At 51.9% G+C, this 23687-nt stretch carries 14 protein-coding genes; 11 read left to right on the top strand and 3 right to left on the bottom strand.

The annotated features are described in order from the left end of the window. Positions 1 to 42 precede the first annotated feature (42 nt). The 3 genes from AYI87_RS21290 (at position 43) to AYI87_RS20115 (ending at position 6912) form a co-directional block, all read left to right on the top strand. Positions 43 to 216, top strand: a complete 174-nt coding sequence (locus tag AYI87_RS21290) for a hypothetical protein (protein ID WP_186300685.1) — start codon at positions 43 to 45, stop codon at positions 214 to 216. A 172-nt stretch (positions 217 to 388) separates the two neighbouring features. Continuing rightward, positions 389 to 5695: a PAS domain S-box protein gene (locus tag AYI87_RS20110; protein ID WP_144204408.1), complete on the top strand. Its 5307-nt coding sequence runs from the start codon at positions 389 to 391 to the stop codon at positions 5693 to 5695. 197 nt (positions 5696 to 5892) lie between these two features. Beyond that, positions 5893 to 6912: a two-component system response regulator gene (locus tag AYI87_RS20115; RefSeq protein WP_011866995.1), complete on the top strand. Its 1020-nt coding sequence runs from the start codon at positions 5893 to 5895 to the stop codon at positions 6910 to 6912. Positions 6913 to 7046: 134 nt separating this feature from the next. On the opposite strand, the gene ygfZ is transcribed toward AYI87_RS20115, so the two are convergent. From ygfZ to serA, 3 genes are all read right to left on the bottom strand, one after another. Next, positions 7047 to 8015 (bottom strand): tRNA-modifying protein YgfZ, encoded by a 969-nt coding sequence (gene ygfZ / locus AYI87_RS20120; RefSeq protein WP_144204395.1) that lies wholly within the window; start codon positions 8013 to 8015, stop codon positions 7047 to 7049. A gap of 183 nt (positions 8016 to 8198) precedes the next feature. After that, on the bottom strand, positions 8199 to 8675 hold the full coding sequence (locus AYI87_RS20125; protein WP_186300686.1) for a DUF3592 domain-containing protein: 477 nt from the start codon (positions 8673 to 8675) through the stop codon (positions 8199 to 8201). A 207-nt stretch (positions 8676 to 8882) separates the two neighbouring features. Beyond that, positions 8883 to 10112, bottom strand: coding sequence for a phosphoglycerate dehydrogenase (serA, locus tag AYI87_RS20130; protein ID WP_011866992.1), 1230 nt, complete (start codon positions 10110 to 10112; stop codon positions 8883 to 8885). 433 nt (positions 10113 to 10545) lie between these two features. On the opposite strand from serA, the gene AYI87_RS20135 reads away from it, so the two are divergent. From AYI87_RS20135 to AYI87_RS20170, 8 genes are all read left to right on the top strand, one after another. Further along, positions 10546 to 11151 (top strand): DUF2238 domain-containing protein, encoded by a 606-nt coding sequence (locus AYI87_RS20135; protein ID WP_144204397.1) that lies wholly within the window; start codon positions 10546 to 10548, stop codon positions 11149 to 11151. 258 nt (positions 11152 to 11409) lie between these two features. Then, on the top strand, positions 11410 to 12072 hold the full coding sequence (locus AYI87_RS20140; RefSeq protein WP_011866990.1) for a helix-turn-helix transcriptional regulator: 663 nt from the start codon (positions 11410 to 11412) through the stop codon (positions 12070 to 12072). A 650-nt stretch (positions 12073 to 12722) separates the two neighbouring features. Next, on the top strand, positions 12723 to 13775 hold the full coding sequence (locus tag AYI87_RS20145) for a porin (protein ID WP_144204398.1): 1053 nt from the start codon (positions 12723 to 12725) through the stop codon (positions 13773 to 13775). A gap of 33 nt (positions 13776 to 13808) precedes the next feature. Beyond that, a complete protein-coding gene (locus AYI87_RS20150; RefSeq protein ID WP_186300687.1) occupies positions 13809 to 17063 on the top strand; it encodes an ExeM/NucH family extracellular endonuclease in 3255 nt (1084 codons plus the stop codon). Between the two features lie 75 nt (positions 17064 to 17138). Further along, a complete protein-coding gene (locus AYI87_RS20155) occupies positions 17139 to 19781 on the top strand; it encodes an endonuclease (protein WP_144204400.1) in 2643 nt (880 codons plus the stop codon). Between the two features lie 166 nt (positions 19782 to 19947). Next, positions 19948 to 21681 (top strand): bifunctional UDP-sugar hydrolase/5'-nucleotidase UshA, encoded by a 1734-nt coding sequence (gene ushA / locus AYI87_RS20160; protein ID WP_144204401.1) that lies wholly within the window; start codon positions 19948 to 19950, stop codon positions 21679 to 21681. A 646-nt stretch (positions 21682 to 22327) separates the two neighbouring features. Continuing rightward, positions 22328 to 22777 carry a PaaI family thioesterase gene (locus AYI87_RS20165; protein WP_144204402.1) on the top strand — a complete coding sequence of 150 codons (450 nt, stop codon included), beginning with the start codon at positions 22328 to 22330 and terminating at the stop codon, positions 22775 to 22777. Between the two features lie 154 nt (positions 22778 to 22931). Further along, positions 22932 to 23183, top strand: a complete 252-nt coding sequence (locus tag AYI87_RS20170) for a YgjV family protein (RefSeq protein ID WP_011866987.1) — start codon at positions 22932 to 22934, stop codon at positions 23181 to 23183. Positions 23184 to 23687 lie beyond the last annotated feature (504 nt).

A 23687-nucleotide genomic window follows, 5' to 3' on the forward strand; every position in this document is an offset into this window, starting at 1 on the left:
TACGCAGCGCCTCGAGCAAAGGATCTATGGTGGTGAAACCTCATGCGCCTGACGTTGAATTTTCACTTTCAGATGGCGGCTCAGGGGCTGGTGAAAAGCGGCTTATTTTTCACCTGTTTAATCGAGTGTTCGACCAAAGGTAAAGATCGCGCTAACTGGTTGATTGTCGATCGGCAAGGTGATTTAATGAGCAAGTATTTTTCTGGTTCATCATGAAGTTAGCAAGTTTTCACTATTTGAAGAGCAGAGTCTTTCGTGTCGGAAAACGGCCCCAGACAGACACGGGAGTGGGTGAGCTTACCCGTTACTTAGTCAAGTTATGAAACTGGCGCTGAGTGGGTGAGCCGTGGCAGGCCTACGCGCCGCTAAGCCGATTGCACTGTGGAATATGGACATGAGCAGACTTCGTACCTTTCGTAGCCGGATAATCGTACAGATTGCCTTACCCCTTATCGCCATCATGGCCATGGTGTTGAGCCTGATCGCCTGGTTTAACTACCGGGCCGAAGAGAGCTACCTCTATGGCGATCTCGAGAAGCAGGCCGAGATGGTGGCCAGCCGGGTGCATCATTTTCTCTCCTTCGCCGAGAAGGATACCCGCACCTTTGCCGACCTCTTAGGTCAGATGAGTCGCGATCAGCTTCTCCAGCAAGATGGCGAGCTCAAGGCATTGCTGACCCGGCGCCTGGAGCGCCACAGCGACTTCTATGCCAGCGCCATCGCCTTTCGCCCCAGCCTGACACCTAATCAACGGCCCTACGCCCCCTATGTCTTCCGGGATCAGGACGGCGTGAAGTTCCTGGATATCGGCGCCGACAGCTACGACTACACCGACGGCCAATGGGCCTGGTGGAGCGAGGCGATAGACAAGCCCCAGGGCTACTGGTCGCTACCCTATTTCGACGAGGGCGCCGGTAACATCTTGATGATCACCTTCTCCCAGCCCTTCGGCCCCTCGAGTCCCTATTGGGGCGTGGTGACTGTGGATCTGGCCCTGGACGCCCTGCCAGCTATGGCGGGGATCGATGCCGATCGCATGCTGGTGTTGGATGACAAGGGCCGGCTTATCTACCACAAGGATGCGCAGCTGCTGATGTCCCAGGGCACGGATAAGTGGCTCGCCCCATCAAATGACAACGGCGACTTCATCACCCTGCTCCAGTCGGCCAAATCCGGGAACAGCCGCATGCTGGCCGCCGACGGTCAGGCCTATCTTGCCAGCGTAGGCGTGGTGCCTAAGCTCAACTGGCGGGTGGTGATCATGACCCAGGAGGACAAGCTCTCCCACCAGCTCTACATGGGGCTCTCCTCCCTGGTGCTGACCCTGCTGCTGATCTCCGCTGTGCTTTATCTGACGGGTTATCTCACCGCCAGACGCCTGTCACTGCCCATCGAACGTCTGGCCGCCGGCATAGTGGCCTTCGGCGCCGGTAAGACCAAACATATCGAAGGCACCCGGGGCGCGGTGGCCGAGGTGGAGACCCTAACGGATAAGTTTAACGAGCTGGCCGAGGTGCTGGCCCAGCGGGAGCAGGCGCTGCTGGATTCACGCGGCAACCGTTTTGCCAAGCTGATCGATGGCATGAGTGACAAGTCCTTCTACTGCTCGCTGGAGCCCGATGGGCAGATCGCCCAGGTCTCTGCGGGTGTCGAGAAGGTGCTGGGGGTCAGCCCGGATCTGCTCAAGCGTAAATATCAGCGGATGTTCTCCGACAACCCTATCAACGAGGCGAACTGGGAGTACATGGACAGTGCCCTGCAAGGCAATAGCGTGCCGCCCCATCAGGTGGAGATGATCGCCGCTAACGGTAGCGTGCGCCGCCTGGATCTCTTCATGCAGCCGCTGTTGTCGGACAACGGCGAGCTGCTCTCCATCGAGATGCTGTTTAACGATGTGACCGAACAGTTCTCGGCGGCGGCCTGGTCCAACGCCGTGTTGGAATCGGCCCCCGAGGCTATGTTGATCGTCGACGAGCAGGGCAGTGTCGTTTTCAGCAACAGTCGCTGCCAGCAGTTGTTTGGTTTTGATGCCCAGCAGATGCTGGCGCTGAATGTCGACCAGCTGGTGCCCGATAGCGTCAAGCATCATGAGGCCCTAAGAGCCAAGTTTATCGGCGAAGGGGTGGATCGTCGCATGGGCCTGGGGCTGGGTAAGACGCTCAAGGCCAAGAAGGCCGACGGCAGCCTGTTTCCGGTGGAGATCAGCCTGGGGCTGCTACCCGCTGACAGCGACGGTCTGCGGCAGGTGGCGGCCTCGATACGGGACATGACAGAAGAGCTGGCCACCGCCAAGCGGATCAAGGACAGCGAGAGTCGTTTCCGTGGCCTGGTGGGCAATATTCCCGGCGCCGTCTACCGCACTCGATTGGGCGAGCAGTGGGTGATGGAGTATGTCAGCGACAACATCGCCGAGATCACCGGCTATCCCGCCGCCGACTTTATCGAGAACAAGAAACGGGTCTTTGCCAGCCTGATCCTGGAGGCGGACAGGGAAGCCACCGACACGGCGATCAACAAGGGGATCGCCGAGCAGCAGAGCTTCGAGGTGCAATATCGTATTCAGCACCGGGATGGCAGCCTGCGCTGGGTGCATGAGAAAGGCAAGGCCAGCTATGACGATGAGGGTAACCCCCTCTGGTTTGATGGCAGCATACAGGATGTCACCCAGAGCAAGCTGGCCCAGGAGAAGATTGCTCAGTCCCAGCAGCAGCTGGAGACGATCACTGAATCGATCCCCAACACAGTCTATCAGCTGCGCTGGATAGCCAACGATCAGCGCTACTTCACCTTCCTCTCCCGCGCCTGCATCACCACCCTGGGCTTCCACCGGGATCAGCTGCTGGCCAACTTCGACCTGGTGGCCGACTGCATCATAGAGTCGGAGCGCGCCCGCATCATTCGCGCCCTCTCCGGCGAGAGTGCATCAGGGCTCAAGTGGATCGAAGAGTTTCGCTACCAACACCCCACGGGCGAGCAGCGCTGGCTACAGGCGGGGGCCAGGGGCGACCGTCAGGACGATGGCAGCATAGTCTGGAACGGTTACCTGATGGATATCAGCGAGCGCAAGCAGATGGACAGGGAGCTGGCCAAGCGTGAGGCGCACTTCAGGGCCCTGTTCGATAACGCGGGTATCGGCATAGTCAATGTCGACGATCGCGGCGTCATCTTAGATTGCAACGAGCAGTTTAGCCAATACCTGCAGCTACCCATAGAGCGTCTTAAGGGCAGTCTCTTCTTCGATTATCAGGATCCGGAGCAGGGGCTCGATGCCAAGAACAGCTTTAAACGCCTGATGAGCGACGGCGCCGACAGCGTCAAGTTGGAGATCCGCCTGCTCAATCAAGCTGGCGAGGCCAGATGGATGGACGTCAACATGACGGGCCTGTCCGACAGGCAGGGGGAATATCGCTCCGCCGTGCTCTCCATGGCGGATATCAGCTCCCTCAAGCTGCTCTCCGAGGAGCTGACCCTGGCCAAGGATGCAGCCGATGCCGCCAGCAAGGCCAAGAGCGATTTCCTGGCGAACATGTCCCACGAGATCCGCACTCCGATGAACGCCATCATAGGCATGTCGCAGCTGTGTCTACAGACCAATTTGGATAAGAAGCAGCAGAACTATGTGGAGAAGATTGACCGCGCCTCCAAGTCGCTGCTGGGGATCATCAACGACATCCTGGACTTCTCCAAGATAGAGGCGGGCAAGCTGGATATCGAGGCGGTGCCTTTCCAGCTCGATACCATGCTGGAAGATCTCAGCGACATGTTTTCGGTCAAGGCCGCCGACAAGCAGCTCGAGCTGCTGTTTGCCGTGGCGCCTAACATTCCCCGCCACTTAGTGGGAGATCCGCTGCGACTCAGTCAGGTGTTGATCAATTTGATGAACAACGCCATCAAGTTTACCGAGCAGGGCGAGGTGATGCTGTCGATCAGTCAGCTGGTGCGCGAGGATGAGGAGATACTGCTCAAGTTCAGCGTGCGCGACAACGGCATAGGCCTCACCGAGGAACAGCGTGGCAAGCTATTCCAGTCCTTTAGTCAGGCCGATAGTTCCACCACCCGCAAGTATGGCGGCACCGGCCTTGGGCTGGCGATCTGCAAGCAGCTGGTGGAACTCATGGGCGGCGAGATCGGTGTCGAGAGCCAGTTCGGCAACGGCAGCACCTTCTTCTTCAGCGTGCGCTTCAAGGTCGCCGACAATCAGCTGATCAAGGTAGCCCACGAGCTAGAGGGAATGCGGATCCTGGTGGCCGACGACAACGCCACCGCCCGGGATATTCTGCGCAGCACTCTCGAAAGCATGGGCTTTACCGTCGATACGGTTCGCAGCGGCGCCGAGGCGCTGAGTCGCTGTCAGGAGACCGACTATGGGGTGGCGCTGATCGATTGGCGCATGCCTGAGATGGACGGCCTAGAGACGGCGCGGCGACTGCTGAGCGAGCGCGCTAACCCGCCCAAGACACTGATCGTCTCGGCCCATGCCGACGGTGATTTTATCGACAAGGCCGAGCAGGCGGGGATCTCGGGTTATATCACTAAGCCGATCAGCGCCTCGCGCCTGCTGGACGGCATCATGTCGGCTTTGGGTAAGCAGGGTGCCATGCCGGTGCGGCGCAAGGGCAGCGAGGTAAGTCCCGCCCTGCTGGCGCAGCTCAAGGGCAAGCGCATCCTGCTGGTGGAAGACAACGAGATGAACCAGGAGGTGGCCAGCGAGTTCCTCGAGCAGGTGGGAGTGATCCTTTCGATTGCCGAGAATGGTCAGGTGGCGCTGGAGAAGCTGGCCATGCAGAGTTTCGATCTGGTGCTGATGGATTGTCAGATGCCGGTAATGGATGGCTATCAAGCCACGGCCGAGCTGCGTAAGCGTCCCGAGTTGGCAGATTTACCTGTGATCGCCATGACGGCCAACGCCATGGCCGGGGATAAGGAGATGTGCCTGCGCGCCGGTATGAACGACCATATCGCCAAGCCTATCGAGGTGTCGCTGCTCTACAAGACGCTGCTGGAATATCTGGGGGATGACAGCCAGGTGATTGAGGAGACCAGCGCTGAGCAGACGCATCGGCACAGTCAGGATGCCTATTGGCCCCAACATCCGGCGCTGGACATCGACAAGGGGCTGCAGCTGGTGCAGAACTCGGCGCGTCTCTACCGGCGGATATTCGAGCGTTTCTATACGGGTCAGTCCCGCTGCGCGGAGCTTATCGCCACCGCACAGCGTGAGGGTAAGCAGGAGGAGGCGGTGCGTTATGCCCACACCCTCAAAGGGGTGGCCGGTAACCTCTGCTGCCCCGAGCTGGTGACCTTGGCCAAGCAGGTGGAGCAGGCACTCAGCGATTCGATCGAGGCCGATGTAACTGAGGCGCTGACTCAGATGGGCGAGCTGTTAGATAGCCTGTGCACCACCATAGGTGACTGGCTCAGTCAGACCGGGGCCGAGACGCTGCCGCAAGAAGATGGCGCCGAGGCCGGGGCGACTGCCGATGCGCCTCCCATGTCGGCCCAGGAGCTGGACGCCGCCATCAAGGAGCTGCTCAAGATGCTGGAGGAGGCGGACGCCGAGGCTGTGGAGAAGCTACAGGCGATCCGCGATCGTCTACCTAAGTCACTGGCTAATAAGATCGCGCCCGTGCTCAACATGGTGAACGCCTATCAGTTTGACGAGGCAATCGAGCTGGTGGAGGAGATCTTTAACTAGGCTTTACGCATGGCTAGGCTTTTCGCCGTGGCTAAGTGTGAGTGAGCTGGCTGATCGTGATGGTCGCTTGGGGCGTATGACAAAGAAGGATAGCAAGATTTGGCCGCGCGCCGCTTCGAAAGGCTGCGGGGCCTTAGGCGTGAAGGAACTATACTCAAACAGCTGAGTATCACAGGGTGCAACTGGAGAAGGGATTGATGGAGAAAGCTACGGTATTGGTTGTGGACGATACCCCGGAGAATATTGATATCTTAGTGGGTATTCTTGGGGATGAGTATAAGGTGAAGGTGGCGATCGACGGGCCTAAGGCACTGGCGATCGCAGGCAAGAGCGCGCCTGACATCATCTTGCTCGACGTGATGATGCCGGGCATGAATGGCTATGAGGTATGTAAGCGGCTCAAGCAAGAGCCTTTGACGGCGCACATTCCGGTGATATTCGTTACCGCCCTGACCGACGTGGCCGACGAGACCCAAGGGTTCGAGTTGGGGGCGGTGGACTATATCACCAAGCCGGTCAGTGCCCCCGTGGTTAAGGCGAGGGTGAAGACTCATCTGTCGCTGTATGATCAGAAACGCCTGCTGGAGCAGGAGGTGAAGGCCAGGACCCGTGAGCTAGAGGTGACCCGGCTCGAGATCATTCGCCGCCTGGGCCGCGCCGCCGAGTATAAAGACAACGAGACCGGGATGCATGTTATCCGCATGAGCCACTACGCCCGTCTGCTGGCCCGCGAGGCCGGGATGTCGGAACATTTCTGTGAGCTTATCTATAACGCCTCGCCCATGCACGACATCGGCAAGATAGGCACGCCGGACGCTATTTTGAAGAAGCCCGCCAAGTTAGACGATGAGGAGTGGCGAGAGATGCAGCGTCACGCCGAGATAGGCGCCGAGATCATCGGTGAACATCCGGATCCCATGCTGGAGATGGCGCGGCGCATCGCCCTGACCCACCACGAGAAGTGGGATGGCTCGGGCTATCCTAAGGGGCTGAGCGGCGAGGAGATCCCCATCGAGGGGCGCATAGTGGCCATTGCCGATGTATTCGATGCCCTGACCTCGATTCGTCCCTATAAACAGGCCTGGAGCGTGGAGGATACCCTGGCGTTGATCGATCGCGAGGCGGGTAAGCATTTCGACCCCGAGCTGGTAAGCCATTTCAAGGCGATTGTCGATGAGGCGGTGAAGATCCGCGACAGCCATCAGGACAAGGAGTAAGCGATATGTTCAAGCACTATGCAGTGAGCAGTCGGCACTGAGCATTAGGCACTAAGCATTAGGTACAGTGCCTTGAATATAGAGCCGTGCATTAAGAAAGGCGCCATTGGCGCCTTTCTTCGTTAAATCTGAGCTTACTCTTCATCAAGAGAGTAGGGCAGTGGTGCTAGGGTGAGAACCGATGCCTCATCGCCCGCCACTCTCAGCTGAGCCGTTAACGGCGTATCGTTGGGCAATACGGCGCTCAGCAGCAGCTGACCGTCACGCTGCACGGCTTCTATAATGGTGCCGGCGCGGCGATAACCTTCATCATCTTCCAGTTTCATCTCGAGCTGGCTGTCGTCATCTATCGCCACACTGGCCGAGCCTTGGACGATATAGAGGGCACGCTTGTTGCCGCCGCGATACTTCATGCGGGCCACGGTTTCCTGACCCATGTAGCAGCCCTTGGTGAAGCTGATGCCATCGACCGCCTGGACGTTGCACATCTGTGGCACAAACTGGCTCTGATGACGGGCATAGAGGTTGGGCAGACCGGCGGCGATCTCTACTGCCTGCCAGGCGCTGAAGTCGTAGATGGGCTGGTCAATCTTGGCTAGCAGATCGGCCTGCGTATCGCGCTTGACGGCAATGATATAGCGCTCGCCGTCTCTTAGGATGACGCCGCCTGGGATCTCGGTGAGCTCGGCTGTGCTTTCACCAAAGGCTTGGGCTATCCAGGCAGGGGCCTGCTCGCCGCTGACGCCTATTAGACACCAGTCGTCGCTGGCATCGACCAGTTCTGCCTTGCTGAACACGGCATATTTCTGCAGCTGCGGCAGATCCAGCGCCAGCGTCTCTCTTGGCATCATCATCAGCAGGGCATCTTGATGGGCGAAGGCTCTGAAGCTTGCCAGCATCTTGCCCTTAGGATCGCAGTGGGCGCCCCAGCGCCACTGATCGGCCTCAAGAGAGGTGATATCTGTGGTCACCTGACCGTGGATGAAAGTCCGTGCCTGCTCGCCGGTTACAGAGATAAGGCCGAGATGGGAGAGTTGGCTGAAAACGATGGCGGGTTGCGCCTCATTGAGGGGCCACTGAGGTTGAGAAACGGTAAGCGTCATATCATGTTCCTGGGCGAATGGGCAGATTTGGGGTTGGCCGGTTAAGGGCTCATTATCATCAATATAGGGGCGCGGGGAAAAATTTAAAGGGGCCAGAGGATGAATCTTTCAAATGATTAAGGCCAATCTTTAAAATTATGATCCCTAAACGCTTTTGGTATGGCACGCCAGACTGATTCGCGATTAGCGGCGCCGCGAGCTTCTCAGGCTCCACAGGCCAAATAGGACAATCGCCAGCCCAAGGATAATATCGCCAAGCTGCTCGAGCTGAACGCCCCTAATCAGTCGCGACTGGCGTGGATCGTCCGGGTCGAGATACACGGGGACCCGCGGGCCGATGCCATAGGGCGCCAGACGCACCTCGGCGTCTTCCCGGGTGCGATCGCCGCTGTAATCTGGATAGAGTAACTCGCCACGGTGTTTTATCCCCTGCCAGGTATATTCATAGCTGACTTGGGCCAGGTAGAAGTCGGTGCCGTGACGGGCGCCGCTGGGGCGAAACCGGCCGATATGATTGGTCAGCACCTTGGCCTGAGTCTCCTGCCAGCCGTAGCTGAGCAGGCTCTGGTAGCTGTTAAGTCCGCCGCGGATAGCGAGCGCCGCCCCAAACAGTATCAGCGCCGTGATCACCAGTGAGACTAACACGCGTTGCTTATCCATGATCGCTCGATTTCCCTTTATGAGTCCAAGATGAGCCCAAGTTGTAGGGCCGCCGACTGCGCGCATCATATCCTATGTATTGCTTGAGGTGCCAGATTCTGCCGAGTGGTCGAGAGACTGAATCGTGAAATAAAGCGCTGTTAAAGAAAAAGGCACCACAGAGTGATGCCTTTTTTCGCGAAGCTTATTTCCAAAGACGGGGCCGTCTTAGTGCAGCAGGCGGGTCCTGATGGTACCGTCGATCGCCTTCATCTCTTCCAGCGCCTCATCGGCCTGATCTGAGTTGACCTCCATTACCACGTAACCAATCTCTGCGGTGGTTTGCAGGTATTGGGCGGCGATGTTGATCCCTTTCTCGGCGAAGGCCTGGTTAATCTTGATCAGAATACCCGGACGGTTGTGGTGAATATGCAGCAGACGCGAGGTGTCTTTATGCTGCGCCAGCGATACCTCAGGGAAGTTGACGGCCGTCATGGTCGAGCCGTTGTCTGAGTATTTCGCCAGCTTGCCTGCCACCTCTATACCGATGTTTTCTTGGGCTTCCTGGGTGCTACCGCCCACGTGTGGGGTCAGCAGGACGTTATCCAAGCCGCGCAGTGGGCTGACAAACTCGTCGTCGTTCGACTTAGGCTCGACCGGGAAGACGTCGATGGCGGCGCCGACGATATGATCGCCGCGGATCGCCTCGGCCAGGGCATCGATATCTACCACAGTGCCGCGTGACGCGTTGATCAGAATGCTGCCCTGACGCATGGCCGCCAGCTCTTTGCTGCCAATCATGTTCTTGGTCTGCGGCGTCTCTGGCACGTGCAGACTCACCACGTCGGCGAGGGACAGCAACTGCTCCAGCGAGTGGATCTGCTGGGCATTACCCAGAGGTAGCTTGTCTTCGATATCGAAGAAGATGACGCGCATGCCTAAGGTCTCGGCCAGGATCCCCAGCTGAGTACCAATGTGGCCATAGCCAATCACCCCAAGGGTCTTGCCGCGGGCCTCGAAGCTGCCATTAGCGCTCTTGAGCCAGCCACCACGGTGGGCCAGGGCGTTGCGCTGTGGAATACCACGCAGCAACATGATGATCTCACCCAGTACCAGCTCGGCGACGGAGCGGGTATTGGAAAACGGCGCGTTGAAGACCGGAATACCCAGTTTTTCGGCGGCGGCGAGATCGACCTGGTTGGTGCCGATACAGAAGCAACCTATGCTGACCAGCTTTTCAGCCTTGTCCAGCACGGCCTTGGTGAGTTGGGTACGGGATCGGATGCCAACGAAGTGAGCATCTTTAATCGAGGCTAACAGCTCCTCTTCCCCCAGTGATGCCTTGTGATATTCGATGTTGTTGTAACCTGCACGCTTGAATACATCTACCGCAGATTGGTGGACGCCTTCCAACAGCAGGATCTTGATCTTATCCTTGTCCAGCGAATGTTTCGCCATGATTTAGGTACCCTCTTGCTCAATTGTTGCTAGGTGAGTATCGCTCTCGGGGACAATTTTTACTCGGCTTTCGCTCTGTGGCCTGATACCAATGAATCTTCGTCGTCTCGCTATTGGCCTGAGGCCAGAGACGATGAGCTTCTAAGGATGGCAGGACGCTGAGCCCAGTCGGGCAAGGTTATTTTGGATGCTGTACGGTTTCCGGCTGACTTGTGTAGAATGACTACACAGAGCAAGCGTTTTAGCGCAAAGCCCTTTAAACCTTGGTAAAAATGCGCCCAGAAAGGTCTACAAGCCCTGTTCTTGTGGTGATTTTTATCTGTTGCCTGTCAATGCCTCCACAAAATAGCACCTTTTTTGGTCAGTGTGGAGGGCTAGATGGCTAAAGTTATTATTCTGATATTAAAACAATATCATCTAAGGAGTTCTTATTTTGAATAAAAGCACCGTGTGGCTCACAATTTTCTTCGCCGTGCTGATCTGGTCAGGGATAGAACCAAAAGATAGCTTTACCTGGTTTTTAGAGGTTGTCCCCGCGCTGATCGCCCTGCCTATCCTCTTTGCGACCCGCAAAAAGTTTCCGCTCACCTCTCTGGCCTATGGCCTTATCTTGATCCATGCCATCATTCTCATGGTGGGGGGGCACTACACCTATGCCGAGGTGCCGCTGTTCGACACCATAGCCGACTGGATGGGCAGCGAGCGCAACAACTATGACAAGGTGGGCCATTTCGCCCAGGGCTTTATTCCCGCGTTGCTGGCAAGGGAGGTGTTTCTGCGGCTCGAGGTGGTGAAACAAGGCGCCTGGTGCAATTTCCTGGTCTGCTGTTTCGCCCTGGCGCTGTCGGCGTTTTATGAGTTGATCGAGTGGTGGGTCGCGTTGGCGACGGGTGAAGATGCCGAGGCATTCCTGGGCACCCAGGGTTATGTATGGGACACCCAGTCTGACATGGGGATGGCACTTATCGGTGCCCTGGCGAGCGTGATACTGCTTTCGCGCTGGCATGACAGACTGCTGCTTAAACTGAAAAAGCAATAATAATCTGTAGCTTGCCTATCACATCAGAAGCATTATTATATGCTAATGATGTGATGAGTTAGCTTTATATAACTAATAGTGATAACTATTCTCACTAGAGTTAGTTAATATAGCTGACATACTTTTTTACTAGTCATAAATGGATAAATTGAGTGGTATCTATGACTAGGAGGAATGAAGTTCATAAAGATCAATAACAGGGATAGCTTACTCACATATGGTTAACTGCATTGAGATGCTTTTCAGGGAGAGAAGCGTATGAGTAAAATTGATGAACTGGTTTTTTTGCACCAAGATTCAACACCTTGCCATCTGGCCGTTCTGGCCGAATCGATCGGCTTAAAGACACGTATCGCCCGTCAGGTCAGCGACCTGGATCCGGAGCGGGATCGTAATAGTTTCTACCTCATTGCCCAGAAGGGCGCGGCGCTGGATAGCAAGGGCGTGCCCTTGATCGTCGCGCGTCTATTACCCCATGTGCCCATCGCCCTGTATCAGGTCGAACGCGGTAGCCTGGAGCCGGAATCTGCCCTGCTGCTCGGGGTACGCGGCCTGCTGTTTTCCGATCAGCGTATGGATCTCTCGCTGACCGGATTGCGTAAGATGGTCAACGATGAGCTGTGGTATGACAGACCTTTGATCTCTAAGGTGTTTCGTCAGCTGGTGAGCCGTCAGGACAGTGGCGTAGAGCTGACCCAGGATATGGTCGCCATGCTGCAAAAGCTCACCACTCGTGAGCGTACCATCATACAGTTGGTTTCCAGCGGTGCCCGCAACAAGGAGATCGCCGATCGCCTCTGCATCAGCGAGCACACGGTCAAGGCCCATATCTCCTCAATCTTCCGCAAGACTCAGTCTCGTAATCGGGTCGAGCTGCTGCGCTGGTCCCAGGCAAACGCCTGTCACTTCGAGTTTTGTTAATCCATTTTTGTGTTCATTAAGCCGAATTAACTGCTTGGTGAGCACGAAATAGGTTTTTCTTCAGAAAACATTCAAGATTGGCCGGACTCGGCTTGCGTCTTATCACATTTTCAATATTTTGTTTTTTGCCCTTCATCTTGCTTATTTATTCACTATTTAAAACCACGGTTTTAAATTTTGTTGAGTATTTGCTCTTATTCAGACTTGTTAAGCGTGTTTAAAAGTATGCCTTTAACTATTGTTTTAAATAAATTATTCAAATATTGAGTGAATGAATATCTGATGTTTGACTAGATTTTCCTGTAAACCAACAAGTTAATTATAAGTTACTAATATGAAATAAGCTTGCTGTATATATATTAACCGCATTTAATAAACATAATGTTCGCTATTTAGGAATGTGATATGGATCACATATTGGCGGTGACGGTTCTGTAACAATCTCGCCGCACGCGTTAACAAAATTGGCGCGATCATTATAAGAATGGGGTTGATGTATGAAGTATGTGATAAAGCTATCGGCGATCTCGCCATTGAATTTTCCGCTTACCTGACCAGCCAGCAGTTTAAGGTTTTACTAATCAATATTTTTCAGTTTGAGATCGGCCTTTAGTTAAAGGCTGACAATTTACTAATCGGAAGTAACGGCAATGTTAAATAAATCAACAATTGCAATTGCTATCGCCGCTTTGCTTAGTGCGGGTTCGGCGAGCGCAGTAATGCTTGATGGTGACAGTCAAGGTGACCATGTTCGTTTATATGGCGAAGTTGGGGTAGGTGGGCATTTCGATACTCATCCAGCTTATAACCACGATGAGTTTTACGATACCAAGGGCTATGTAGACGATAGCTTTGCAACAATGGGAGTTGAGGGGCAACGTCAGCGATTCACTTATCGCTTAGAGCTCGATTACCAACGTCGTAACTGGCTTGGTGGAGATGGTGAGTTTGAACTGGCTATCGACAAATTGTACGTCGGTTACCTATTAACCGATCAACAGTGGATCGAGCTCGGCTTGACCGATACTGCATTCGATGACTATGACCATTTTGGTGATTTTACCTTCAACAAGTCAGTTGAAACGGGTGAAGCGGGCGATCAAGAAAACACCGTTAAGTATCAAGCAGATTTTGAAAATTTCATCGTTGGTGTTTCTTACTCATATGATGGTAAGCACAAGAGCGGTGCACTACAAGGTGACATAGTCAATGGATATGTCGGATGGATGTCTGACTTTGTTTCTGTCGTTGTGGGTTTAGAAACGCGTGGCGGTTCAGACGGCATCAGTAAATATGGTAAGCAGGAACTGATTGGATTAGGGGCTCGCCTGAAACTGACATCAGACTTTTCTATTGGATTCAATGGCTTTATAGAAGATGAAGACTTATCTACACGTAAGAGCGGTGATGTATACCTAGATTATCAGACCTTCCGTAACAAAGGGGCTACGTTAAGTGCCAAGTATGATCTGAATGAACATTGGGAAATCATCAGCTCTGTAAACCATGAAGAGTATGAAGGTTGGGATCTGATTGGTCCGAACTATGACTACTCTAAGCTGCCTCCTGAGTACGGCAAAGAGCGTCGCTGGGCTAGTTTAGGTTTTAACTATCGTCCTGCTCGCGACATCGTACTGTCTTTAGAAGGTAGGGTAGGCGAAGCCCCTGAAGCTGGCTACGCATATGCGCGTATGTATTTCTAGTCTGAAATGAATCCAACTTTTATAGAGTTTACTATGAAGAAAAGTTTCCTCTCGCTGGCCATTGCCAGCACTATCAGCATGGGAGCCTTCGCTGGCGTTGAAGACCTGCTGATCACCGAAATGACCCAAAGTTCTGATGCCACCGTAGGTGCAGTAGAGATCACCAATACAGGTTCTGAAGATTTTACCTTTACCGATGAGATCACTGCGTACCAACGTTCAAGCGGTAAGTATGATAACGAATTATTGAGTGCCGAAGTTAAGCCGCTATTAAGCGGTCATACACTTGCTGCTGGCGAGTCTATGGTGATTGTTAACAGTCGCGCCACTCAAGAATTTCGTGATGCTATTGAGGCTCAAGGTGGCAAGGTTGTTGTGTCTACTTATGATAGCAGCAACAAGTATAACAACCTTTATATGACCAGTGATGACGGATTCTTCCTGAAAAATGGAGACACAGTTATCGATCGCGTTGGGTTAGTTAACGACACCAGCAAGTGGGCGCCAAACACCACTTTACGTCGTAAAAAAGCTGCTGACGGCAGCTACCCCGCTCAATCTGGTACCTTTGATGCGACTAAGTGGCAAAACATCTTGCCAATTAGATTTGATGATTTAGGTAAATCAGAGCTACCTGATGCTGATGCTGAAGACATCATGGATATCTTCACTTGCCCAACAGATAAGAGTGAAATCAAGTCTCCAAGCGAAGTTCAGGGTACAGGCTTCAAATCGCCTCTAATTGCTGATGGTGAAACTGAATCTGCCGAGAAAGTTGCCGTAGAAGGTATTATCTCAGCTAAGGTATCTATCCCTAATGAGGGTTTCTATCTTCGCAATATCGTTTCTGACGACAATCCAGAGACATCAGATGGTATCTTTGTTCGCTCTAGCGCTGCGGGAGAACTGAAGGTTGGCCAAACCGTTTGTATCGGCAGTAAAGTTGCTGAATATGAAGGTCAGACTCAGCTATCGGCTGATACGGCATTTAGCTGGAATGTTACCGATACAAATATTCCAACTCAGCCTACCGATATTGAGGTTATTAGCACCGACAACGGCTCTTTCGATAAGACATTAGAGCGTTATGAAGGTATGTTGGTTAACCTGCCTACAGATCTGGATCCTCAGACTGAAGGCAACCAAGATATGCGTATTACTCGCAGCTTCAGCTACAACTATCTCATAAGCAGCAAAGGTCATAACCGCAACAACATGGTAGCGGCCTATAAGCGTCCTAACTTGCAGCCTAACCACCTTCATGTTGCAGGAAGTCCTGAGTCTAAGGCGGCCTATGAGCAAAACAATGACTATCGTTTAGTGATTGAGAGCTCGACTAAGTCAAATGGTACCGATATACCTTACTACGCTGGTTTTAACAGCGACCCACACACCAACTATATCCGTATCGACGATAGTCTGGTTAACGCCCAGGGTGTGATCAGTCAATATGAAACTGAGTTGATCCCAGGCACTGACAAGTTCGATCAGGACTACAGCCTGACGATTACTAACCAGTTGACCAGTGATAACTTTATTCACAACCTACCGCGTACGACTAAGCCTGATCTGAAAGAAAACGTGGCAAAAGATGAGTTTGCTATCCGCGTTGCCAGTCAGAACTTGTTTAACTTCTTCAACTCTCCTTTCGGCGGTGACAATAACAACTATGGTCAAAGCCGAGGCGCAGAGAGTTATGATGAGTACATTAATCAGAGAGCTAAGCTGGTAGAAATTATCCGTGCTCAGGATGCCGATGTAATGGCCCTGATGGAGATTGAAAACAACGGCTTTGGCGATGCGAGTGCTATCGCTGAGATCGTAAATCAGGTCAATATCGAGTATGTGGAAGAGCGCGCTCAAGATTATAGTGGCCCTAACTCCACAGAGAACCGTTATGTGTTTGTTGGTTTTGACAATAACGGCAACCAAATGTTGGATAACCTGGATGCCATTGGTTCTGACGCCATTGCTACCGGTATCATATATCGTCCAAGTAAGCTCAGCATTGAGCGTACTCGCGTTATTCCAATGCCTCAGCAGAAAGCGCCAACAATAGTTAACGATTTTGGTGAAGTGATTAAAGATCAGTACGAGGAAATTCTTGAAAACGGTCAGAATTACCATCGTGATGCCTTGGTCGTAACCTTTGTGGTTAACCAAACAGGCAAGCGCTTGACGCTATCAGTCAACCACTTTAAGTCAAAAGGCTCTACTTGCTGGGAAGAGTGGCAAGGTGTTGAGTTTGGTAACGCCACGACTTGGAACAACCGTGAAGCCCCGGATCTGGATTACCAAGGCTCTTGTGCTGAGTTCCGTGTCGCGGGTGCAGTGCACTTAGGTGAAGAGATGGAGGATATTCCAGGGGATAAGATTATCCTTGGCGATTTAAACTCCTATGGTAAAGAAGATCCTGTACTCGTTCTTACTGAGAACCCACGTAATAAGACTATCGTAACCGCTAGTCATACTTTCCTTGGGCCTAAGCCTCAGTTTAATGAAGATGGCTCTCCAGTCACCATCACTAAGACTTATGGTTACATAGATATCGTTGGTGAGAAGTTTAAAGAGAAGGGCAAGACGCCTTGGAGTTACTCTTTCAGTGACGAGATCGGTTCACTTGACCATATCTTGATCTCACCATCTCTAAAAGATCGTGTGATTGACGCCACTGACTGGCACGTGAACGCAGCTGAGACAAGTCTGTACGACTACCAAAACGCTTTTAAAGGTAGCATTGACGGTACTGGTACCCACAAGTTCTACAAGCCAAACATCTATCGCGCATCGGATCACGATCCAGCACTGATCACCCTTAGCTATAAGCCTGGTGATGCGGATGCTGACGTACCGCTATATCTGCCAAAACTGAGAAAGCTTATCAAGGTTCCTTACCAGATCCCTGCAGATGTTTCTGTTCAGGTTGGTGATGTTGCTGTGATCAGCATGAGCCCTAGGGATGATGAACAGCGTCTAGATTTGACTCAAATGGTACTGCCTAATGTGGTTATCTCTAATGACGAGACAGCTTTGGTGAACTTCGAGGTCTTCGGTGCACCATCAGCTCATTACGACGTGAGCGTCAGCCTGCTGCGTAACGATAAGCTTGTGGAAGGATCTAAAAAGACTTTCCGAGCCAAGGTATCTAACCGTGACGCCTTGATCGCTGATATCGTCGAAGAGGAAACCGATCACACAGGCGGTAATGGTAAGGCTGGTAGCACTGGCTTTATCAGCTTGCTATCCCTGTTTGGTTTAGCCGCTATACGCCGTCGTCTTCGCAAATAAGCGTTGATCTAGATAATGAAGTGCCTGCCTTAGGGCAGTGCACTTCCCATCAGAGATTCAGATAGAGATACGATTATGAGAATTAAAAGGAATGCAGTTGCTGCGGCTACTGCTATGGTTTTGGGCACGCTCTCTACAGGCGCCAGTGCCAATCTTGTTATTACTGAGTACATTGAAGGCAGCAGTAACAATAAAGCGGTTGAAATTTCCAACGTCGGTAGCAGTGCCATCGATCTCGATGCCAATGTTTACAAGCTGACGCTGTTTGGCAACGGAAGCACTAACCCAGGTAATACCGAGACGCTGACTGGTACACTGGAGCCAGGTAAGAGCATTGTTTTCCATAACTCTGGTGCAATCGATGCGTTTAAAGTGGGTAGTGCATCTACTGTCACTTATTTCAATGGCGATGATGCCCTGGTACTGACCAAAGATGATGCGGTAATTGATCGTTTTGGTAAGCGCGGTGAAGATCCGGGTTCTGCCTGGACCGATCCAAATGACGCCAACTTCTCTACTGCGAATAAGACACTGCGTCGTAAAGCCAGTGTTACCACAGGTGATACCGTTGCCGAGGCTGATTTCCCTGGTACTGATAACCAGTGGCTGGTCTTCGACCAAGATACATCTGACGGCCTTGGCTGTCCTGGTGAAGGTGCTTGTGGAGCTGAAGCGACGCCTGGCGTACTCTTGATTACCGAATATATTGAAGGTAGTAGCAACAATAAAGCTATTGAGATTTCCAACGTTGGTGGCAGCGCTATCGATCTTGATGCCAACGTTTATAAGCTGACGCTGTTTGGCAACGGAAGCACAGATCCGGGGAATACCGAGACGCTTACAGGTACGTTGGAGCCAGGTAAGAGCCTTGTATTTCATAACTCTGGTGCAGCCGATGCATTTAAAGTGGGCAGTGCATCTACCGTCACTTACTTCAACGGTGACGATGCCCTGGTTCTAACCAAAGACGATGTCGTTATCGATCGTTTCGGTAAGCGCGGTGAAGATCCTGGTTCTGCCTGGACCGATCCAAACGACGCCAACTTCTCTACTGCGAATAAGACACTGCGTCGTAAAGCTAGCGTCACCGCTGGTGACACTGTGGCCGAAGCAGATTTCCCAGGTGCCAACAATCAGTGGGCGGTATTTGATATCGATACCTCTGATGGTTTGGGTTGTGCCGGTGAAGGTGCTTGCGATGGTTCAGTAACGCCTCCAGAACCAGAGCCAGAAACCGGGCCTTGTACTGGTTGTGAGACGCTGACTCCTGTTGCCGATCCAACTACATTCAATGGTGAAATTTATTACTCAGAGGTACTGAGTGGTGAGTTTAAGACTGCAGAAGAGCTTAAAAACGCACTATCAGTTATCATTGCAAAAGATCATAAGCAATTGACCTATAAGCAGGTTTGGAGTGCGTTGACCTACGCTGACCAAGATCCTGCTAACGATAAGAATGTTATTGAGATCTATACTGGTGCCTCGATTTCTAAGTACGACAACCAGACCAGTGGTAGTGGTGTAGGCAAGTGGAACCGTGAGCACGTTTGGGCTAAGAGCCATGGCTTCCCAAGCGAATCTCAGTGGGGATATACCGATGCCCATCACCTACGTCCTTCAGATCCTGGCATCAATACGGCGCGAAGCAATAATGACTTTGGTGCCTGTAAAGATACAGGTCAAGAAGTACAGTTTAATGGTGTTGGTACCGGTAACTATCTGGACTTGGCTATCGACTGCTGGGAGCCTCGCGATCAAGTGAAAGGCGATGTCGCTCGTATGATCATGTATATGGATACACGCTACCAAGGAGCCGATACAGCTACGACTAACATGCCTGATCTCGTTGCCGTTGATCGTTTAACGACTACCGCAGAAGATGACGCACCTATGATCGGTACGCTTTGTACTCTGTATGCGTGGAACAAGTTAGACCCTGTTGATAGCTACGAGCAGAACCGTAACAACCAGGTATATAAATACCAAGGTAACCGTAATCCCTTCATTGACCGTCCTGAGTTAGTACAGGAAGTGTATGGCGCCGCCTGTGGTGACGATCCAAACCCAGGTTTGGTCGTCGAAGGTGACATAGTTGCACCTGAGAGCGTCACGGAAGGGGCTGCATACACCCTAGATGCCTCAGCAATTACTGCTGGTGAAGGCGTTGCCCTGACTTATAAGTGGGAGCAAGTTGTTGGTGAAGAGAAGACAGTTGTTGGCGAGCAGGCGGTATTGTCTCTGACTGCGCCAATGGTTAAAGCCAACGACACCTTGAACTTTACGCTGACCATCAGCGACGGTACTTTGGAAACAACCAAAGCGGTGAGTCTGAACGTGATCAATGTGCCTTTGAGTCTGACGGTTGAATTTACAGGTACTAAGGCAGTGACTGAAGGTGAAAAGACCTCTATTACTGCCGTTGTTGCTGACGCACCAGAAGGCGCTAGCTACAGCTGGAAGCAGGTATCTGGAAATGCGGCAGAGTTTACCGCGACCGGTCTGACACTTGATGTGACATCTCCAGAGGTCAATATTGACCAATCTCTTGTGTTCGAGTTGACAGTAACTGTTGATGAAGAAAGCTTCAGTGAGTCTGTTAGCATCGAGGTCAAGAACACCGAAGAGCCTGGTTGGACTAAGCCAGATGGTGCCGGTAGTTTAGGTGGTTTTGTGATGCTGTTGCTACCTGTAATGTGGTGGCGTCGCCGCCAAGGCTAATCATCAGCTAAGCCTTAAAAAGCAGCACCGGGATCGCTCTGGATGCTGCTTTTTTTAACTGTACAGACGTTGTCTACATCTCGCATTGTGCGCTTAGTTTTCTATGTCGACACATAACTCTCAGGGCTGGTGGCAACGCTTATCTGAATAATATTGCAGGATTATTATGAATACTTCACTCCGTCCCTCTAGCCTAGTGCTCGCGGGCACCGCGATTGCTTTTTCGTTAGCATTGAGCGGCTGTGGTAAGGAAAAGGTTGAAAAACCGCCGAAGACAACCGCATCGGCTGCCTGCCAAGCCGCAGGTGACGACTGTAAGCGCTTTACCTTGCTGCATACCAATGATCACCACGGCCGTTTTTGGCATGGCTCCAGAGGTGAGTATGGTATGGCGGCACGAAAAACCATACTTGATCAAATTCGTAAAGAGGTCGCCGCACAAGGTGGAGAGACAATACTGCTCTCTGGCGGTGACATTAATACTGGTGTGCCAGAGTCCGATCTTCAAGATGCTGAGCCTGATTTTATCGGCATGAACCATCTTGGTTATGATGCCATGGCCGTGGGTAACCATGAGTTTGATAATCCATCAACTGTGATGGATAAGCAGAGAAGTTGGTCAAAATTTCCTTGGTTATCGGCCAATATCTATCGTCAGGTCGATGGGGAGTGGCAACGCTACTTTGAGCCTTACAAGCTATTTGAGGTTCAAGGCTTGAAGCTGGCTGTCGTTGGCTTGACGACTGAGCATACGGCAGAGATTGGTAACCCTGAGTTCGTTGAAGATTTTAAATTTACTTCTCCTCAGGCTGAGGCGAAAGAAATTTTAGCTGAGCTTAAAGAGAAGCATCAACCGGATCTTGTTTTCGGTCTTACTCATATGGGGCACTATGAAAATGGTCGACATGGTAGTAATGCGCCCGGCGATGTTGCACTTGCTAAGAGCCTAAAGCCTGGCCAGATCCAGGCTATCATTGGTGGACATTCACAGTTACCTGTTTGTATGGAAGGTGACACAGGCGAGTACGTAGAAGATTATGGGCGAGACGAGCCCTGTAAGCCGGATCGTCAAAATGGCACTTGGATCATGCAAGCCTACGAGTGGGGCAAGTTCGTTGGTCGCGCCGATTTTGAATACTATGGCGGTCAGCTACACTTGGCAAATTACCAGCTGGTACCAGTGAATACAGAAACCAAGTTTGGTTCCTACTATCCTGCACATATGCTGACTCCCAAGGATAAAGAAACTCTTGAACTGCTTCGCCCTTATCAGGCAAAGGGGCAATTGAAGTTGAGAGAGCAGATTGGTGTCGCCAAGGCTGATTTCGTTGGTAAGCGTAAGGTTGTCCGTAATCAAGCTACGCCGCTAGGAATGATGATAGCCCATGCTCAGACTCAGCTTCCTGTGCCTGCTGATTTCGGCATCATGAATTCTGGTGGTATTCGTGCCACTATAAAGAAAGGGCCAATTCGCTATCGTGACGTGCTTAAGGTGCAGCCTTTTTCCAACAGTGTGACCGTGACTGAGATGAATGGCGCAGAACTGCAGAAATACTTGTCGAAGGTTGCACTTAAGACTCGAGGCTCTGGTGGCTTTGCCCACTTCAGCGGTATCAAGATGACAGTTGACTGTAAAGCTAAAGATGTCGATATCAGAATGGTGGGTGACAAGCCTTTCAACCTATCGGACAAGTACCGATTTACCCTCCCAAGCTATAATGCTGCGGGCGGGAATAAGTATCCAAAGTTGAAGGAGAAGGCGAGAGACACAGGCTTTATTGATGCCGATATGCTTTACCAATTTATCAAGAAGCATGGCACGCTCGATCCCGCTAGCTATGACAGGGCGAAAGATGTTCGCTATATCAATTCTAGAAGTCCTGATGGTTGCGGCAGTTAAGCTTGTCATCTAATAAGGTAAATTAACTTTTATCTTAGTGTTTGAATCTGAGCCCAACCTTTTGGTTGGGCTTTTTTATTGCACTCCTAGTTGTTAGGTATTGCCCTCAATTCTGTTTAATCCATTTAGCCGCAAGTTTAGCGCCTTGTTAGCGGCTGTTTTGCTTTGTGTAGCGCCGCCTTACGATTTATGCGGCTCAGATAACGCTGTGATCTTTTTCTGTTTTTCCCCTCACTCATCGGGCTTGTTAATTTGTATTTTCAGGATAAACTGTCGCGCGTTATCGGCCAGGCCCAAATGCTAGCGACATGATACAGCGTTTTGATTAAGAGTCTTGATTCAGAGCCTTTGGAATCAGAGCCCTTGATTCGGCGTAAGCGTTACCAGTTACCCTAGGCCTTCATTCGTCACACAAACCCACTTGATGCGGCCAATTTGGCGGCAAACGAGACTAACAATTCAGGGCGGATGAAGGCCAACCCCAGTATGTTTTTCTGGTGATCTCTGAACACTGTCGTCTGTTCAAAGCTGCATGCCTCGCTAGGCGATTCCAGCCCCTTATGCTTCAATATCCTAATGCCCTATTTCTTATTGATTAGCGAAGAAGTAGACTAAATGCTCACTTTTGATCGTTGTGGAATGAGACATGAGTATTTGGTTTAGACCCGTTACCCTGGAAGATTGCGCCAAGATGGACGCAGGCATGCATGGCAAAGGCACCTTGATGCAGACCCTGGGGATTACCATCAGCGAAATTGGCGAGGATTACATGAAGGCGACCATGCCGGCCTCGCCAGCGGTGCACAATCCCTTGGGGATAGTTCATGGCGGCGCCAATGTGGCCCTGGCCGAGACGGTGGCCAGCTATGCGGCCAACTTCGTGGTGGATTTTGAGAATTACTATTGTGTCGGTCAGGAGATCAACGCCAACCACCTTAAGGCATCACGCAACGGGACCCTGACGGCAACCGCCAAGCCGGTTCACCTGGGCAAACGCAGCTCGGTGTGGGAGGTGTTGATCCACAACAGCGCCGGTGAGCTCTGCTGTATCTCGCGTATGACGGCCGCAGTGGTTAAGCGTCAGGCGATGGTCTGATGGCTGTACGCCAGGATTGGCACGGCTCTGGCGTACAGCTCGCATGCATCTGACATGCACCTGAATTAGTAAGATAATTTAGTCAGATTGGCTGCCACTTGTGCAGCCCGGTGCCATAATTAGGGAAGATATGTTTAAGGGTTAAGGAGTGCCTATGGAAACGGCAACAATATGGGAATGGGTCGGCTATCTGGCCTCTGTGGTGGTCGCCATCTCCCTCATGATGTCAAACATCAAGAAGCTACGTTGGTGGAACCTGATTGGGGCAGCCCTGTTTGTCGCCTACGGCCTGGCCATCGGCGCTCTGCCTGTGGCCTTGGTGAACTTCTTCATCGTGTTGATCGATGCCTTCTATCTGGTGAAGCTGTATCAGGTCGCCAAGGTTAAGCTGGACAAGGACAGCTGATCTGAGCCAAATTTTGCTATGCGGGGGCGATAAGTGCGAGTGTTGACGCTTACTCCCCGCGGCTAAGATCGCGGCGAAACCCCTGCCATCTGTTTTTCTATTTATCTAACTCTCTCCACTCTCTGCGCTCTTTCCACTCTCTTCACCTTCTGCTGTCGGTTCTCCGCTCACTCTTCTTTTCTGTTTTCCTGCTTTGCGTTTCTATTTCTCCTTTGCCTTTCCTTGGTATCTGCATCGTTTCTATCTCGTTGCTACCTCGTTTCTACCAATCACTCTTAGGCTGGCTCGTCAGTTAATTCGGCTCGTATACCACATACAGATTAGGCATCTGATTAGGAATCTGATTAGAAACTAAATTTTAATCTAAAAATCAGTTTAAAGTTATCAGTTTTAATCGTTTTATATTTCTCTGAGGCTCGACTAATCTTGCTACATCGACAAGTTAAATCGCTAAGCGAGTCACTTAACTTAATGGCCTAGCGCTTAACCTGAGCGCTTGGAACG

Origin of the sequence: Shewanella sp. KCT (genome assembly GCF_007636505.1) — a bacterium.
In the GTDB taxonomy this organism is placed as follows: domain Bacteria; phylum Pseudomonadota; class Gammaproteobacteria; order Enterobacterales; family Shewanellaceae; genus Shewanella; species Shewanella halotolerans.